This window comes from Sphaerochaeta sp. PS (assembly GCF_032144095.1).
In the GTDB taxonomy this organism is placed as follows: domain Bacteria; phylum Spirochaetota; class Spirochaetia; order Sphaerochaetales; family Sphaerochaetaceae; genus Sphaerochaeta.
In genome coordinates, this window is sequence record NZ_JAVSNJ010000001.1 from 98131 (window position 1) to 114441 (window position 16311).

At 53.6% G+C, this 16311-nt stretch carries 16 protein-coding genes; 9 read left to right on the forward strand and 7 right to left on the reverse strand.

What is annotated here, in order from left to right; translation table 11 throughout:
- The first annotated feature begins 12 nt into the window (after positions 1 to 12).
- Together ROJ03_RS00540 and ROJ03_RS00545 are read left to right on the forward strand one after the other, a co-directional pair.
- A complete protein-coding gene (locus tag ROJ03_RS00540; RefSeq protein WP_313725025.1) occupies positions 13 to 975 on the forward strand; it encodes a hydroxyacid dehydrogenase in 963 nt (320 codons plus the stop codon).
- 88 nt (positions 976 to 1063) lie between these two features.
- A complete protein-coding gene (locus ROJ03_RS00545) occupies positions 1064 to 1729 on the forward strand; it encodes a GntR family transcriptional regulator (RefSeq protein ID WP_313725026.1) in 666 nt (221 codons plus the stop codon).
- A 261-nt stretch (positions 1730 to 1990) separates the two neighbouring features.
- Here the strand turns inward: ROJ03_RS00545 and ROJ03_RS00550 are convergent, their stop codons facing one another.
- Positions 1991 to 2833, reverse strand: a complete 843-nt coding sequence (locus tag ROJ03_RS00550; protein ID WP_313725027.1) for a pirin family protein — start codon at positions 2831 to 2833, stop codon at positions 1991 to 1993.
- Between the two features lie 67 nt (positions 2834 to 2900).
- Positions 2901 to 3413 (reverse strand): ferritin, encoded by a 513-nt coding sequence (locus ROJ03_RS00555; protein ID WP_313725028.1) that lies wholly within the window; start codon positions 3411 to 3413, stop codon positions 2901 to 2903.
- A 140-nt stretch (positions 3414 to 3553) separates the two neighbouring features.
- Here ROJ03_RS00555 and ROJ03_RS00560 point away from each other — a divergent pair, with 140 nt between their 5' ends.
- On the forward strand, positions 3554 to 4846 hold the full coding sequence (locus tag ROJ03_RS00560; RefSeq protein WP_313725029.1) for a potassium transporter TrkG: 1293 nt from the start codon (positions 3554 to 3556) through the stop codon (positions 4844 to 4846).
- A gap of 16 nt (positions 4847 to 4862) precedes the next feature.
- Positions 4863 to 5534 carry a TrkA family potassium uptake protein gene (locus ROJ03_RS00565; protein ID WP_313725030.1) on the forward strand — a complete coding sequence of 224 codons (672 nt, stop codon included), beginning with the start codon at positions 4863 to 4865 and terminating at the stop codon, positions 5532 to 5534.
- Here the strand turns inward: ROJ03_RS00565 and ROJ03_RS00570 are convergent.
- The gene (locus tag ROJ03_RS00570; RefSeq protein WP_313725031.1) at positions 5521 to 6033 is read right to left on the reverse strand and encodes a gamma carbonic anhydrase family protein; all 513 of its coding nucleotides are present in this window, start codon (positions 6031 to 6033) and stop codon (positions 5521 to 5523) included. The genes ROJ03_RS00565 and ROJ03_RS00570 overlap by 14 nt on opposite strands.
- A 153-nt stretch (positions 6034 to 6186) precedes the next feature.
- Here ROJ03_RS00570 and ROJ03_RS00575 point away from each other — a divergent pair, with 153 nt between their 5' ends.
- Genes ROJ03_RS00575 through ROJ03_RS00590 form a run of 4 tightly spaced genes read left to right on the forward strand, consistent with a single transcriptional unit; the run spans position 6187 to position 9154 of the window.
- Positions 6187 to 7107, forward strand: coding sequence for a metal ABC transporter solute-binding protein, Zn/Mn family (locus ROJ03_RS00575; RefSeq protein ID WP_313725032.1), 921 nt, complete (start codon positions 6187 to 6189; stop codon positions 7105 to 7107).
- Positions 7104 to 7901, forward strand: coding sequence for a metal ABC transporter ATP-binding protein (locus ROJ03_RS00580; protein ID WP_313725033.1), 798 nt, complete (start codon positions 7104 to 7106; stop codon positions 7899 to 7901). Before ROJ03_RS00575 ends, ROJ03_RS00580 begins: the two co-directional genes overlap by 4 nt.
- Complete coding sequence (locus tag ROJ03_RS00585; RefSeq protein WP_313725034.1) at positions 7894 to 8772, forward strand: metal ABC transporter permease; 879 nt, start codon at positions 7894 to 7896, stop codon at positions 8770 to 8772. Before ROJ03_RS00580 ends, ROJ03_RS00585 begins: the two co-directional genes overlap by 8 nt.
- Positions 8765 to 9154 (forward strand): transcriptional repressor, encoded by a 390-nt coding sequence (locus ROJ03_RS00590; protein WP_313725035.1) that lies wholly within the window; start codon positions 8765 to 8767, stop codon positions 9152 to 9154. Before ROJ03_RS00585 ends, ROJ03_RS00590 begins: the two co-directional genes overlap by 8 nt.
- On the opposite strand, the gene ROJ03_RS00595 is transcribed toward ROJ03_RS00590, so the two are convergent.
- Genes ROJ03_RS00595 through ROJ03_RS00610 form a run of 4 tightly spaced genes read right to left on the reverse strand, consistent with a single transcriptional unit; the run spans position 9143 to position 14642 of the window.
- The gene (locus tag ROJ03_RS00595; RefSeq protein ID WP_313725036.1) at positions 9143 to 10084 is read right to left on the reverse strand and encodes a LuxR C-terminal-related transcriptional regulator; all 942 of its coding nucleotides are present in this window, start codon (positions 10082 to 10084) and stop codon (positions 9143 to 9145) included. The genes ROJ03_RS00590 and ROJ03_RS00595 overlap by 12 nt on opposite strands.
- A 54-nt stretch (positions 10085 to 10138) precedes the next feature.
- Positions 10139 to 11416, reverse strand: a complete 1278-nt coding sequence (locus ROJ03_RS00600) for a hypothetical protein (protein WP_313725037.1) — start codon at positions 11414 to 11416, stop codon at positions 10139 to 10141.
- Positions 11416 to 12183, reverse strand: a complete 768-nt coding sequence (locus tag ROJ03_RS00605; RefSeq protein WP_313725038.1) for an outer membrane lipoprotein-sorting protein — start codon at positions 12181 to 12183, stop codon at positions 11416 to 11418. Before ROJ03_RS00605 ends, ROJ03_RS00600 begins: the two co-directional genes overlap by 1 nt.
- On the reverse strand, positions 12180 to 14642 hold the full coding sequence (locus ROJ03_RS00610) for an MMPL family transporter (RefSeq protein WP_313725039.1): 2463 nt from the start codon (positions 14640 to 14642) through the stop codon (positions 12180 to 12182). Before ROJ03_RS00610 ends, ROJ03_RS00605 begins: the two co-directional genes overlap by 4 nt.
- A 157-nt stretch (positions 14643 to 14799) precedes the next feature.
- On the opposite strand from ROJ03_RS00610, the gene pyk reads away from it, so the two are divergent.
- Positions 14800 to 16254 (forward strand): pyruvate kinase, encoded by a 1455-nt coding sequence (pyk, locus tag ROJ03_RS00615; protein ID WP_313725040.1) that lies wholly within the window; start codon positions 14800 to 14802, stop codon positions 16252 to 16254.
- The last annotated feature ends 57 nt before the right edge of the window (positions 16255 to 16311 follow it).

The window sequence follows — 16311 nt, forward strand, 5'->3', positions numbered from 1 at the left end:
AAGAGAAATGATATGAAACTATTGGTACCCCAGGAAGTATTGCTTGACGGAGTTCAGACCTTGATCGAGGGCGGAGCCGAGATTGTACGATGTGGGAATAATGAGAGTTCCTTGATTGCTGCGATAGGTGATTGTGATGCCGTCCTTGCCCGCACCGAGGTATACTCAAGGAAGGTCCTCGAGCATGCGAAGAATCTGAAGATCATCGCTCGGTATGGAGTAGGGACTGAAAAAATCGACATCGAAGCAGCAAATGACCTTGGCATCTGGGTTTCCAATACCCCTCTTGCTCTGACGAATGCCGTTGCTGAGCACACCTTGCTTTTGATCTTGTCTACTGCCAAGTATATGCACTTCTGTGACAAGAATCTCCGTCTTGGTAATTTCTCCTGCCGTTCGACACTGGGCATGGAGCTGTTGGGAAAAACCCTCGGCGTAATCGGATTTGGCCAGATTGGCAGGGCTGTCGCCCAGAAATGTAAGGATGGATTTGGTTTGAACATCGTTGTATACGATCCAAACATACCGAAGGACAGCCTTACTGAGGGAGTGGTTGTTGCCAATGATTTGCAGGAGCTCTTGGGCAAAGCAGATATTGTCACGATACATATGCCTCTCGCCCCTGCCACCAAAGGCCTGGCTGACAAAGCTTTCTTTGCAGCCATGAAGGATGGGTCAATTTTCATCAATGCCGCACGTGGTGGCATTGTGGTTGAACCCGATCTCATCGATGCATTGCAAACAGGAAAATTGTTTGGAGCCGGCCTTGATTGTTTTTCCTCCGAACCCCTGCCTTTGGATAATCCGCTCTATACACTGGATAATGTGGTCATGACACCGCACAATGCCTCGGCAACCACAGATTCCTTCCTGCGGTGTAGTGTGGATATGGGGAAATGCATCATGGATGTGCTTCTAGAAGCCAAGAAGCCTCGGTATGCGGTGAACAACCCTTTGCATCCACGGGTAGGGTGACCAAAGCTGGGAAAATTGAATCTAGTTTTCCCTTTTCTTTTAATTTATTGTAATATAGTATCAATTGGTAAAGGTATTAAGAGAGGGTATGCGCGTGGAAGATATCGTATTCAATACTGCTGGAGAGAAGGCATACAATTATATTCTGGATAAAATCCTCAGTGGGGACCTGAAACCTGGTACTAAACTTTCCTTGCGGAAGATGGCTACGGAAATTGGCACCAGCACCATTCCTGTGATCGAGGCTGTTAAGCGGTTGGAATCTGATATGCTTGTCCAGTCAAAACCCAAATGGGGTGCGTACGTAATCGTTCCTACCTACGACCGGATCAAGAAGATCTTCCAGGTACGCGAAGCGATTGAATGCCAGGCAGCCCGTGACCTTTGCAAGGACCTGTTCCTTGCAAGGAAAGAGGAACTCTACCGGCTTGCTACACTCCTTGATACGACTCCCTACACTCCAGACACTGTCAACGAGAGCAGAAATATCCATTTGCAGTTCCATATGTTGCTAACCGAATGTACAGGCAATGACATCCTGCTTGAAGTGTTGAAAAAAGTGAATTTCTATTGGATGCTTTCCAGTGCACAAGCAACGAACGCCCCCAAAGCCAGCTATCCACGATATTGGCATAGATTGCTGATGGATGAGATTTGCAAAGAGGATCCGGAACTGGCAGAAAAAGCGATGCGTGTACATGTCCATGATGCAATCGTTGCTTTCGATATCATGCACGAAGAAAATCTGATCTAGGCTCTGTTACGAACCTGAGTTTTCCAGCATTTTGTACTATTACCTGTCAGGCCTGATGAGGCAGACAAAGGTTTGGGCCCTCATTAGATTTCGCAAAGGAGGCCGCGTTGATGAAGCGGTTGCAAAGTGGCCTTTGCTGAGGACAGAGCTATCCGAAGTCAGTTCCAAGGCAAACGAGACAATCCATATCCAGGACAAAAAAACACCGATACGACTGGTATCGGTGTAAGGTTGAATGGAATAGGGAAGGGTGGTGAGCTCTCAAGCGTGCTTGATGAATGTCCCGTCCCTCAGTTCCTTGGAAGCAAGCTTGAGCTCGTCCTGGGTGTTCATCACGATGGGCCCTTTCCAGGCGATGCTCTCCCCTAGGGGTTTTGCCGCATAGAAGAAGAAGCGAAGACCCTCTTCAGTTGCACTGATCTCCACCGTGTCACCGTCTCCAAAGAGCACTGCCTGGTGGTGGGGAATCCTCTGGCTCGTGTCGCTTACCAAGGCTGAGCCTTCCACCATATAGCAGAAGATCTTTTTCTGGGGGTCGACTGGGAATACCCATTTCGTATGGGCATCGAGCTTGACATCGAGGTAGATGGTCTTTACGAAGTCGCCTTGCTCAGGGCCATTGGTACCCTTGTAGGTTCCGCTTATGACCCGGACTTCCACCCCCTCTTCCTTGACCGTTGGGATCTGCTCGCTCTTGATGTCCCTGTAGACAGGATGGGTCATCTTGTCCTTCTGGGGGAGGTTGATCCACAGCTGGCTGCCGAGCATCCGCTCGCTCTTCTGGGGCATCTCCTGATGGATGATACCGCTGCCGGCGGTCATCCATTGGCAACTGCCGTCCTTGATGGACCCCTTGTTTCCCAGGCTGTCCCCATGCTCGATATCGCCTTGGATAAGGTAGGTGACTGTTTCTATCCCTCTATGGGGATGCCAGGGGAAACCTTTGAGGTAGTCTTCGGGGTCAGTGGAGTCAAAAGCATCCAAGAGAAGGAATGGGTCGAAATCATAGACATCCTGATATCCTATTACTCTGACCAGCTTGACGCCAGCCCCATCGTATTGGACGGATCCCCCTGTTACTCTCCTGATCGGCTTGCTCTGCATGATGGCTCCTTTGTGCTGTTAGTAAAAAACATCACCCGCCTTCATCGGAAAGCGGGTGACACAATGATTAGATTACCAGCGATGGTGGAGTGAATACTCTGCCCTTAAGCTCTTGGTCGAGCAGGTAGAGGCTCTTGGCATCGGTACCGAAGAGGTCAAACTTGCGGATGTTGTCCTCGGCGTTCATCTCTTCCTCACCCTGTTCCTTTACGAACCAGTCAAGGAACTGGATGGTGCGATAGTCCTTGAGAGCAAATGCTTCACTGTAGATGGTGTTGATGGATGCTGTTACATACTGCTCGTGCTTCAGGGCTTCCACCAGAGGTGCCTTGTTGTCGGAGTACTTCATGGTAGGGTCGCCGATGGCAGCCAGTTCCACAGCATAGCCGTTGTTGATGAGGTACTGCCTAAAGAGCAGGGCATGGGCCATCTCCTCCTGGGCTTGCACCTTGAACCAGTTTTCGAAACCGTTGAGCCCTTCGTGGGCATAGAAGTCTGCCATATCCAGATACAGATATGCAGAATAGAATTCCTTGTTGATCTGTTCGTTTATCAATTTCACAATTTTCTTGTCAATCATCAGAACCTCACTTTGCCTGGACTTTTCCCAGTCACGAACCAATATACCATAAAATGCGCCTATCGGCAAATCAACAGGGCCCTCTGACAAGCATATTGTACTAGAGTTTCCCTAATGGTAGACTCAGACCAACTATGAGTATGATAAGACGAAGAACCCTTTTGCCCAACCAGTATCTTCTGCTCGGGTTCGCTCTGATAATTTTGGCAGGGTCAGGCCTGCTCTCCCTTCCGTTTGCCCACCATGAAGGCATTTCCCTCTCCTATGTCGATGCCCTCTTCACCTCAGCCAGCGCTGTCTGTGTAACAGGCCTGGTAACCATCGATGTTGCCCAGACCTTCACGATCTTCGGCAGGACGGTCATTGCAGCTCTCATCCTCCTCGGGGGGCTGGGCTTTGCCTCTGTGGTCATGACCTTCATCCTCATGCTGGGCTTCCCCATTTCCATCGGCAAGTACAGTGTCATCAGGGAAGCGTACAATCTGGGGACGGTGAAGGGGACGATGCAGGTGGTGAAGGCTGTCGGCCTCGCCGCCCTGGTGTTCCAGGGTGTGGGGACCTTCGTCGAATATTTCATCTTCCGCACCTCTCATGAGCCGCTCCAGGCTTTGGGCCATGCTGCATTCAATACCATCAGTGCATTCAACAATGCGGGCTTTGATATCCAGGGGAACTTCCAGAGCCTGAGCGCCTATAAGGGGAACCTTGCGATGAACCTGGTGACCTCGCTATTGATCATCATCGGGGGGACAGGGTTTTTTGTCCTTGCCGACGTGACGAAGGCCCGAAGGTGGAAGCGCCTCTCCCTGCATAGCAAGATTGTGCTCTCCATGAATGGACTGCTTCTTTTGTTGGGGACTGTAGTTTTCTTTCTGGTCGAGCATATCTCGCTGCTCAGTGCGTTTTTCCAGAGTGCGAGTGCCAGGACCGCGGGCTTCAACACCATAGACATTGGCTCGATGAGCGATGTTGGCCAGTTCTTCATGATGATCCTGATGTTCGTCGGAGCCTCTCCGGGGTCCACAGGTGGTGGTATCAAGACGACCACAGCCTTTGCCCTCATGCTTAGCCTGGGGTCGATGATATCCAGACGGGATAGCTCCGCCTTCAAGAGGAAGATCAACGAAGCGAGCATCCTCAAGGCCTATCAGGTGCTTTTGCTGGCATTGCTGGTCATCGGATTTGGCATGATGGGTATCCTCCTCGCCGAGGGGGGAGCCTTCAGCTTTTTGCAGGTCGCCTTTGAAAGTGTGTCAGCCTTTGCAACGGTAGGGCTTTCTACAGGCATCACGACCCACCTGCATACCGCATCCAAGTTCATCCTCATAGTTGTCATGTTCGTTGGGAGGCTGGGGCCCATAACCGTTGCAACCAGCATCAGGGGCAAGCCATCTTCTCTCAAGTATGTTGAGGAGAAGGTGTTCATCGGTTGAGTAAGGAGTGACCAGAATGAAAAGCGAATTTGATTCGGATGCATATGGAATTATTGGATTGGGAAGGTTTGGCCTCTCCCTTGCCCTGGAGCTTACCAAGGCAGGCAAGGAGGTGATCGTCCTGGAGATAGAGGAAGAGAAGCTCGACGCGGTGAAGGACAAGTTGTCCAACGTCTATCCGGTGACGGGCATTACCCAGGATGTGCTCAAGGAGTCCGGACTAGCCCATTGTGGGACGGTCATCGTCTGCATAGGCAAGGATATTGAGTCAAACATCCTGGCGACCATGAACGCCCTTGAGTTGCACATCCCTCGGGTCATCAGCAAGGCCACGTCGGCTGACCATGGCAGGGTCCTGGAGAAGATAGGGGCTGAGGCGGTATTTCCTGAAGTGGACATGGGCTTCCGGCTTGCCCAGTCCCTGGTAGCTACAGGTACCCTCGATTTCCTTGCGCTATGCGACGACTTCTCCATAGCAAACATCCCCATTGCGGAGAGTTTTGTAGGCCATACGATTGAGGACCTGAACATCCGCAAAAAGTACCACCTGAATGTGATAGTGGTGCTGAGGAATGACAAGGCCATTACCGAAATTACCCCCGAGCTCGTACTGGAAGCAGAAGATATCCTGGTTGTCGGCGGGAACAACGAGGCCATCAAGAAGTTTGAGAAGGTCAACGAGAACTAGGGGCATAGGCAAGGGAAGCCTGGCAATAGTGCTGGGCATTCTTGTGCATCTCCTCTAACTCTTTTTCGGTCAAGGGCCTTACGGCCTTGGCGGGAGAACCCATAACCAAGCTCCTTGGGGGGTAGGTCTTGCCCTGGGGTATGAGGGAACCGGCCCCTACCAGCACATGGGAAGGGAGCACTGCCCCATCGAGGATGATCGATCCCATGCCGATGAGGCAGTCATCCCCAATGGTGCAGGAGTGGATGATGGCCCCATGGCCGATGGTGACACGTTCCCCAATGGTAGTCGGCACTCCTATGCTGCAATGGATCACCGCATTGTCCTGTACGTTACTCTCTTTGCCGATGTGGATGGACGCGTCATCGCCCCTGATGGTGGCATTGAACCAGACCGAGCAGGAAGGGCCCAGTACCACGTCCCCAATGAGAGCTGCCGATGGTGCGATGAAGCACTGCTTCCCAATCCTGGGCTCGATTCCTTTGAAAGGTAGTAGCATCTCTAGTCTCCTCTTTCTCTCTGATCATAACGCGGAGCGTGGGGCTTGGGTAGATGCAGGAGGGAAGGATGCAACTCATTTGCATTATTATTGCAAATGACTTGCAAATATCCGGCCCTCTTTGTATGCTCTGCTTACCCCCGAGGAGGGAATATGAGAATTCCGAATCGTTTTGCTTTGCTCTTGATACTTTTGCTGACCGGCACCACCCTTCTTTTTTCGCAAGGAAAGGGCGAGAGGCCGGCCTCTGACGATAGACCTACCATTGCTTTGAGCATTCTTCCCCAAGAGTATTTTCTCGAACGCATCGCAGGCTCCCTTGTGCAGTCGGTTGTACTGGTAGGGGAAGGGCAGAGCCCACACTCCTATGAGCCGACCCCATCCCAGATGGCCTCCCTCGCCAAGGCCAAGGCCTGGATTTTGAGCGGCACTGACTTTGAGCAGGCTCTTGTTCCCAAGGTGGCTTCCCTCTATCCCAATTTGCTCTTGGTTGATGGAACCCAGGGGGTGACCTTCCGCTCCTTGGAGGCTCATGAGCACGAGGATGGGGTTGCAGAGGTTGTATCTGGGGAGAGCCTTGAACGGGATCGCCATACCTGGCTCGGATGGGAGAGCTCAAAGATCCTTGCCAACCAGGTGCTGGAAACGACCATTGCCTTGCTTCCCGAACAAAAAGCCCTGCTGGAAGCGAACTACCAGGCCCTTGTCGATGAGATAGACGCCACCTTCCTCAAGCTGAAGGGGGACCTTGCCCCCCTAGCAGGGAGGACGGTGTTTGTCTACCACCCCTCCTTTGGATACTTCTTCGATGAATTTGGCCTTGTCCAGGAAGCTGTGGAGGTAGGGGGGAAGGAACCGACTGCCAAGGACCTAGCACTGCTCATCCAGGAAGCAAAGAAAGATAGGGTCGTAGCCCTCTTTGTACAGAAACAGTTTCCGCTGGCCTCTGCCCAGACGGTCGCCAAGGCCGTGGGGGCACGTGTCCTTGCACTCGACCCTCTTGCCAAGGACTGGATGGCAAACATCCGCCTGATGGGTGGGGCACTGTTGGATACCCTACAGGAGAAATTATGAGCGATGTACCGATTGCACTACGGTTTTCCCATGTTGCGTTTTCCTATGAGGCGTTGTCTGTGCTTGAGGATGTGAACTTCCACATCCATGCAGGTGAGTTCAGCGCCCTGGTAGGACCCAACGGTTCAGGCAAGACCACGATCCTCAAGTTGATCCTAGGCCTTGAACAGAGCCAGAAAGGGGAGGTCCTGCTCTTCGGGGACGCACCCAGGAAAAACAGGTCGATGATCGGGTACGTGCCCCAGCACATAACCTACGACCCGACCTTTCCCATCTCGGTCCTTGAGGTGGTTAGGATGGGAGGTCTTCTATCCATCTCCCGCAAAGGCCGCCTTGAACGTGACACTGCAGCCTATGCAGCGCTTGAGCAGGTGGAGCTGAGAGACCTTGCCCAGAGGCCCTACAGTGAGCTCTCCGGTGGGCAACGAAGACGGGTCCTGGTTGCACGTGCCCTGGTAGCGGGGCCGAAGATGCTTATCCTTGATGAACCTACGGCCAATATGGATGCGGAGAGCGAGAAGCGCCTGTTCGATACCCTGCGGTTCTTCAAGGGCAAGACCACCATCCTCATCGTCACCCACGATATGAGTACCGTCTCCTCCCTTACCGACCGTGTATTCTGCATCGGGGCCCAGAAACCTGGGCAGAAGGGACGCACCGTGGTCCAGCACTCCCTGGAGCCTCTCCTGAACTCACCGACTGAACTCTATGGCGGCTCTGCCCTGCGCGTCTTGCACGATGTGGAGCTTCCTGCCGACTACTGCACATTTGACGGGGGACCGAACAATGGATAACCTCTTTGGCTTCTTCTCTGCCCTAGGAAACCCTGACTTCCCCTTTGTGCGGAATGCACTCCTGGCAGGTCTGCTCTCCTCCATCCTCTTTGGTGTCATAGGGTCGGTGGTGACCGTCAAGCGTATCGCCGGGCTAGCAGGGGCAATCTCCCATGCAGTGTTGGGCGGCATTGGTATCGCCCTCTACCTTTCAGCAACCGGAAAGGTGCCAGGCATCACCCCCATGGCAGGGGCAATTGTCTTTGCCATTCTGGCAGCTGCCATCATTGGGGTGGTCTCATTGAAGGCCAAGCAGCGCGAGGATACGGTCATCCAGGCCATTTGGGCCATCGGGATGAGTATCGGGGTGCTCTTCATGGCGAAGACCCCAGGCTATACCGACCCCTCTTCCTACCTGTTTGGAAACATCCTGCTCATCTCCACCAAGGATTTGGTCCTGCTCTTTTCCCTCGATGTAATCGTCATCCTTCTCGCCTGGCGCTTCTATCCCCAGATAGAGGCCACCTCCTTTGACGAGGAGTTTGCCCAGGTCAGGGGAATTCCCACCCAGTGGGTATTCCTCTTGATGCTCACCATAACAGCTGTGGCAGTGGTGCTGCTGCAGACCTTCGTGGGTATCGTCATGGTCATTGCGATGCTCACCCTCCCTGCAGGGACCGCCGGCTATTGGGCAAAGAACCTTGCAGCGATGATGGGGCTGGGAACGCTGTTTTCTGCACTCTTCTCCTTTGGGGGGTTGGCCGCAGGTTGGATGCTCGATGTCCCTGTCGGTGCGATGGTTGTCGTCATTGCAGGAGGGGTATTCCTCGGCACTGCCGCTACCAAGATGCTACTTACCTACAGGAGAAGGAGGGCCCTGCACCATGACTAAGGCTAGACGAGCCATCCTCAAAGGCTTGGAGGATGCCAAGGAACCCATCTCCGTCACAGATCTTGCCAAGCAACTCTCCGACCTCTGCGACCCAGCCACCGTGTACAGGAACCTGCACTATCTGGAACAGAACAATCTTGCCACATCCTTCATCCTGCACTGCAGCGAACATGGCACCGAGCGTTACTACAGCAGCAAGGAAGGGAAGGGGCACCACCACTGGTTCCATTGTGAGAGCTGTCACTGCTTCATTGACCTGGGGGGGTGTTTTTATTCGGACCTTCTGCAAGGCTTTGAGGACGAACATGGATTTATCGTCCATGACCATACCTTCTACATCACAGGAATCTGCAAAGAGTGCAGGAAAGCTCTAGCGACGTGAGTCTTTCTGCAAGAGCGAGAAGAGAAGCACCCTATTGGAGACCCCCAGCTTGGCATAGATGTTCTTGATGTGGGTCTTCACTGTGTTGGGGGAGATGAAGAGCAATTCCGCTATCTCCCTGTTGCTCAGCCCCTTTACCAGCAACGCTATGATCTCCTGCTCGCGGGATGAAACATCATGGGCATCGAGGAAATCGGTCTGTTGTGAAACGGAAGCCTCGCTGACCACCTCGTAGGTAAGGAAATACCTCCTGCTGATGAAGTAGTAGAGGTAGACCGCAAAGGCCGAAAAGCTGAGATAGGTGAACTTGAAGGCGTGGTTCCAGAAGAAGATGAGGTCCAGGGGAAAGAGTACCAGCAGGGGCAGGAAGGTGGCGCTGATGCCGGTCAACAGGCGCTCCTGCTCCCAACCCTGTGCCTTCTTCCTGTATAGCAAGGCTATGAAGCCATGGAGGACCATGAACACACTGCCACTGAAGAAGTGGTAGGAGAAGGTGAGGTTCATCGCCAAGATCCAGTCCCCTTCGCTCATGCCAATGATTACCAAGAGGCTGAGGATGAGGAACACAAGGACGAGAAAACCCAGGATCCGCTTTCCCAGGGCCTTTTCCTGTTCGCTTGCAGGCAGCAGGGCTATGAGGTATCGGCTCATGGTGAAGAGCAGCAGGGTGGTGAGGAATATGGAGACCAGGGTTGCACTAAGGCAGAAATAGCTGTAGATCTCTCCGGTAAGCAACTCTGGCGGATAGACCCGGGGTATGTAGGCGTAGAGCATGGTCAAAAACATCTGCAAACACAACGGGATGAGCACAGCCAGAAAACCGCTGGTATAGCTGTCCTTCGACCGGACATGCAAGAGGACGCAGAGACAGGTTATGGAAAAGACCAGTGCGGTAGTCAGAAAAAGCAGGATGTCTCCAATAATGAACACTGTCCAACCCTCCTGAGGAGGATTCTACCACACCCGAGGGCTCTATGATAGGCGTCAGAAGTAGTGTGTCATGCCAATCGTAAGAGAGTCATTCCCCTCCCATGTCTTGAAGACGCTCGACTTGGAGCCCAATGAGCCATAGACAACAGCCTTGCATTCAAGCAACAGCGTGTCGCTTACCTGCCATCCGATGGAGGGAAGCAGGGCATAGCCTTCGGTCTCGATCTGGTAGGTGGCCCCAAGGCGCACCTTCACCCTCTCGCGGAAGAGGGGCACCTCCATGGCAAGGGTAAGGGTATTGCCATAGGCCTTGTTGTCGAAGGCCTGGGCCTGGTCGACATCCAGGGCATTGGGTTCAACCTTGTCATAGTGCTCGACGAAGTGGCCGTTGTACATCAGAGCCAGGTAGAGGTTGCTTGTAGGCTCAAGGTAGCTCACCCCTCCCAGGTAGACCCACTTGCTGTTGTAGAGTGTGGGGTCGCTACCTGGTCGGTCCTTGCTGAGCAAATACCCTCCCTCTGCCATGAAGGTGAACTGCCCAAGAAGATAGGTCGCCTCTGTTCCGAAGAGTTGGTAGGGTGTGTAGACTATATCCATGTCAGCAGTTGTCATTCCCGTCATGGTAAGTACGGCACCTGGCTGGGCCATGTGCCCCCGGTAATAGAGCAGGCCTAGGTCAACACCCCCTATGCTGGTCCTTCCTCTAAGAGCGAACTGTGCATACTCCCACGAGTCTGTCTTTGGAGGCTCCTTGATGGTGAGCGTCAGCGTTTGGGGCAGGAGGGACCACCTGCCTTCCATGGCACTGAGCCCGGGTGTAAAGGTCGGCTTGAAATAGAGCTGCAGCGAACTCGATCCCTTGTAGAGGGTGGTCCCTACCATGAACTCAGAGCGCTTCATGCTTGCAAGGTCATCGGAAAAGCCTTTTGAGTAGTCGAAGGCATTGAGGACATCCACCACATGCAGGCCGTCTGCCGAGCCCCATTCCTCCTTCAATAGGCCTGCCTCTATCTGACCCCAGTCGAAGAAATAGGTCACTGAAGCGGTCGATACCTGTAGGCTCTGGTCCAGTGCGTCGTAGGAGAGAGCAGCTTCTGATTTGAACGATTGACTGTCAACAAGGAGATTTAGTCTCAGAAGCTGCTCAGAGAAATGGAGGTCATCCAAAAAAACGCCAACATCGGCTCCGACCGAACCCGAGCCGGAGACAGTTGGTTTTGCACTCTCATCCAAGGAGGTGGTTGGTGCAAATATGTCATCAAAGCCACTAAAGGCAAAGAGGTTGGTGGCGAGCAGGCTTATGGCAAGCAGCAAGGGCAGGATACGTTTCATTAGGGCCTCCCTGTCTCAAGGAATTTGGTGGTGAAATAGTTGCTGTTCATGGCGATGTCGTACTGGGCCTGCAGGATCTCCAGCCTGGTGGTGTGTCCGCTTGCCACTGTGGTCATGGTGAGGACCTTGGGTACCCACCGGCCTTGCATCTGCTCCATCTTTTGGGTGACAAGCTGTTTCTCCAAGGTCAAGCCGTCCTTGGCATAGAAGTCGACCTGCAGTGGGAGGTAGGTGCTCTTGTCCACCGTGGTCTCGGTCTTCCCATAGCTGCTCTTGTCGAAAGGCACCGACCTGATTGTGTAGGTTGTCGCCGTCTCCTCAAGCAGGGTATGGGTTGCCTCAGTCGCATCGTAGGTGGTGGAGGCCATGTCAGAGTAGGAGAAATCACTACCCATGAAGGACCCTCCCTCCTCGTTTGCAGCTATCCGCTTGACCCGTTTTAGTGCTGGAAGGTATATCCACTGCTCACTCTTGCCTGTACTGTTCTCCACCGAGAGGAAGCGGGTGTTCTTGACGCTGGCCGGTGAGAGGAAGACGGTGATGGAGGAGGTTCTCCCCTCCTCAGTCAGTGAGAGGGTCTGTAGTTGCCTCTCCCTGGCCTGTCCTCCTGCGTCGGTGAGGGTTAGCAGAAGTTCCAGGGCCGAGCTGTTGCTGCTCTGTACCTCCATGACCTTCTTCATGATCTCCTGTGGCTGTTCGGCCGCCATGAGAGGGAGGGTTAGGGTAAAGATCAGAAGGGCCAGTAGCATTGGTCGTACTCGTTTCATGATAGGGTTCTCCTTGAATGGTGTGTGCCTTGAGTGAGTTCTTGGTTTTTTACAAGCATGTGGCGTAGCAGGGCCGGCAGGATGGTGAGGCTGCTCAACGAGGCAAACACCATCGAGATGCAGAAGAGCAGGCCCATGCGGGAGATGGGGGTGAATTGGCTGAAGAGCAGGCCAAGAAAGCCCAGGGTGACTGAGGCTGCATTGATGAGGATTGCCTTGCCTGTGGTCTTCATCACCTCTGTAAAGACCTCCCCCTGGGGTAGGGTGGATCCTATCCTCTGGTATGCCGCTATCAGGTGGATCGCATAGTCAACCCCTATCCCGATGGCAAGCGAGGCTAGCAGGCTGGTGACAATATCCAGCTCGATGGAGAAAACCGCCATGGAGGTGAAGATTCCCATCAGGGCAAAGACACAGGGGATGAGCCCCAGGGTGGCCAGCTTGACCGAGCGGAACAGTAGGAGCAACAGGAACCAGACAATGAGCAGGGCACCGAAGAGGGAGTAGATCTGCGATCGTGTGACCAGCTCGGTGAGGGCCAGGCTTATCGCCTCGCCTCCTCCGATCTCAGCTCTCCACCCTGCAGGAAGGGTCTGTTCGAAGTGGCTTCTGATGGTGTTGGTGACCTCTCGCAAGGTTTTGGTATCACTCTTCAAGAGGCTGATGGTCATCAGAAGGGCGTTTGGCTCGATCGGGTCATTGATGAATTTCCCCAGGTTTCCACTGTAGAGCAAGAGATACTGGGTTATCAGCTGACCGAGCTCCTCTTCTGTGGTGAGGCCGTACTTCTCAGGGTCGGAAGGTATCTCGTAGTAGCTGCCTCCCTCGGTCACTGCCAGGTTTTCATCGTTCGAGGTAGGTGCATCATCACCTCCGGCTTCACCGAAGGAACCTCCAAAGAAATCAAAGGCAAGAGCTGCCTGCTCTCTCTGTACACTCTCTCCCTGTTGTGGCCCCAGTATCTGGTTCATCCGCTTGATGAAGGGAAGGATGGTCTGTACCCCACCAACATCATCCCGCTGTTCCAGGGAAGAGGAGAATTCGTCCAAGGATGTAAGGAAGGAGGGCTCCAGGATGGAGGCATCCCCGTCCCTCTTTATCATGACCGTCAGGATACCGCTACCCTGCATCTTGCTGTTGTAGAGCCTGGTATCCTTCACGAGCGCAGAGGATGGCCGGAAAAAATCCAGCATGTTGGTACCCGTCTTGATCCTGGGAAGAAGGATGAGGGTTGCCGTTATAAACAAGAGGGAAAGCAGTATGAGCAGCTTGCTCTGTTTGGATGCCAGGTAGATGAACAGTCTGGATGGGTCGAACCTCTGGCGAACATGCTTGTGTCTTTTCTGCACCGTTGTGTTGGCATACGATAGGCGGAGCAGGGCTGGCACAATGTAGAGCGTTGCGACAAGCGAAAGGACTACCCCGATCGCACAGAGAAGGCCGAACGTCCTGAAAGGACCGAGGGGGCTGGTAAGTTGTGCAAGAAACCCTGCCGCGGTCGTTGCCCCTGCCATGATGAGGGGTGTCCTGTTCCTCTGTACCACGGCCGCAATGATCCTGTCCCTCCCTTCCTGGCTCAGACCCTTTTCAGAGTTGGATGCCTCCTCATAGAAGTGGCTGAGGATGTGGATGGTGTATGCACTGCCCACGATCAACAGCAGGACAGGCACAAGCATGGTGGCCATGGTAAAGGTAAGCTGCAGGAGGGCCATCAAACCGAGCATGATGCTGGCCGTGACCACAAGACAAAATAGGGAGAGGATGACGGCCTTGAACCTTCCAAAGGAGAGGAACAAGAGCAGCACGATGAGCAATCCTACTATCGGGGCGAGGATTGCAAGGTCGGAGAGCAGGCTCTGTTCAATTGCATTGGTCACGACGGGAAGACCGATGAGCGAGACGGTGAGGCCTTGCAGGTCTATCCTGGCGACTTCTGCCTTGATCTGCTTGAGTAAGAGGTCCATATCTGCACCTACTACAGCCTCGACGATGATCGATGCCATGCTCCTGTCGCGGGAGATCAGGTTGCCTTCGTAGAGGTCGCCCCACTCTCCAAGACGTAGGGTGAGGTTCTCTAGGGCATGTTCTTCTTTTGCGTCATAGAGCTTCTCGACCAATAGGCCTTCATCGGAACTGCCAAGATGATCGGTATTGGTAAGGGAAGTCACTGAAAAGCTGAGGGGCAGGGCCTCAATGGCTTGCGTTACCTTGTCGAGAACCCCAAGAGAGGAGGTGCCAAGCATCGATCCCTCCCCGTTGTAGAGGTTGACCACAATGAGGTCGAGGGACCCGAACTGTGCTTCGATCTCATTGTTTATCTGGACCACAGGGGCGTTTTGGGGAATGAACGCATTGGTGGAACTATCAATATGGAGTTTGCCGATCTGCAGCAGTGAGACAACGCTGAGAGCCAGTACGGCTGCAATGAGCAGCAGGTCTTTTGTTCTTCTTCCTATCATACCCTTATGGTAGCGAATCTACCCATTGGTACAATCGCCTTGGAAGATGATTTGCCTACCCCCTACAGGTCATTTCCTTCTCACCTGTTGGGGTGATTCGACTAAACTTTACAATTCTCCCGTAATGTTGGATGATGGAAGCAACAAGGGGGCTACTATGCTCATTCAGGGAACCTATACCAAGATCGTTGCGACACTCGGGCCTGCTTCGGAATCGATGGATGTCATCATGTCCATCATCAAGGGTGGGGCGCGTGTCATCAGGTTGAATTTCAGCCATGGAACTGCGGCTGAACAGCAAGTTCGTCACGACAGGGCCAGGGAAGCTTCCAGGAAACTTGGCATCCCCATTGCAATCTTCATGGACCTTCAGGGTCCAAAGATCAGGGTCGGGCAGCTGGAAGAACCCTCCTATACCTATGAGAAAGGGGAGACCCTGATCATTTCCACCAAACCTTGTGTTGGTACAAAAGAGCGCATCAGCATCGACTACCCCTACCTCCATCAGGAAATCCTTCCGGGCAGCCAGATCCTCATCAACGACGGGTTGGTCTCGCTGGTCGTCGAGAAGATTGTGGAAACTGAAATCTACTGCACGTTCGTAGAGGAAGGGGTCATCTACCCCCGCAAGGGAGTGAACCTTCCCAAGGTGCCTCTCATGCATCTCAGCTCCTTTACGGAGAAGGATGAGAAGGATCTGGCCTTTGCCTTTGACAATAACCTGGATTTTGTCGCACTCTCTTTCGTCCGAAGTGGTGATGACATCAAGGCCCTGAAGGCTTACATGCTCAAGACCTTTGGCAGAACCATTCCCATCATCGCCAAGATTGAGAAGCCTGAAGCTGTTGCGGCCTTGGACGCCATCATCGAGCAGTCTGCTGCCATCATGATAGCCCGTGGGGACCTCGGTGTGGAGGTTCCTGCAGAAGAGGTGCCACTCATCCAGAAATCCATCATCCGCAGCTGCATCGCCAGCGGGGTGCCCGTGATAACGGCAACCCAGATGTTGGAATCGATGATGCTCCACTCCAGGCCCACCCGTGCAGAGACCAACGACGTTGCAAACGCAGTCCTCGATGGGACGAGTGCGGTAATGCTCTCAGGGGAGACGGCTGCAGGGGAATTTCCTTTGCAGGCGGTCCTTACGATGAGCAGGATTGCCCTCCTGACTGAACGCAGCAATGACTTCCAGCGCCTGGTATTCAACCAGCTCTATGGCATTGAAGGCGAACAGAACCGAAAGAAACAGACAAGGACAGAGGCTGTAGGGCATGCCACCAGAGAGCTGGCATTGGCTGTGAAGGCCTCCTACATAGCCTGTTTCACCCAATCGGGAAGTACTGCCCGCCTGATCTCCAAGTTCCGCCCAAGCGTTCCCATCCTTGCCTTCTCCCCTGTGGAGGCTGTCGTCCATCGGCTTGCACTCTCATGGGGCATCACCCCCATCCTCATTGAGGAACAGAAGAGTGTGGACTCCCTGCTCGCCTTTGCCCCTGATTTCCTGCAAAAGGAGGGGTATGTCCGCAAGGGCGACTCCCTGGTGATAACAGCCGGGGTCCCTGTAGGAAGTGCTGGCAAGACCAACATGATCAAGGTCGTGGAGATAGAGTAGAGCCTTCGGAAAAAAGCAACGGCCCCAGAATTTCTGGGGCCGTCATCTGTTTGCATG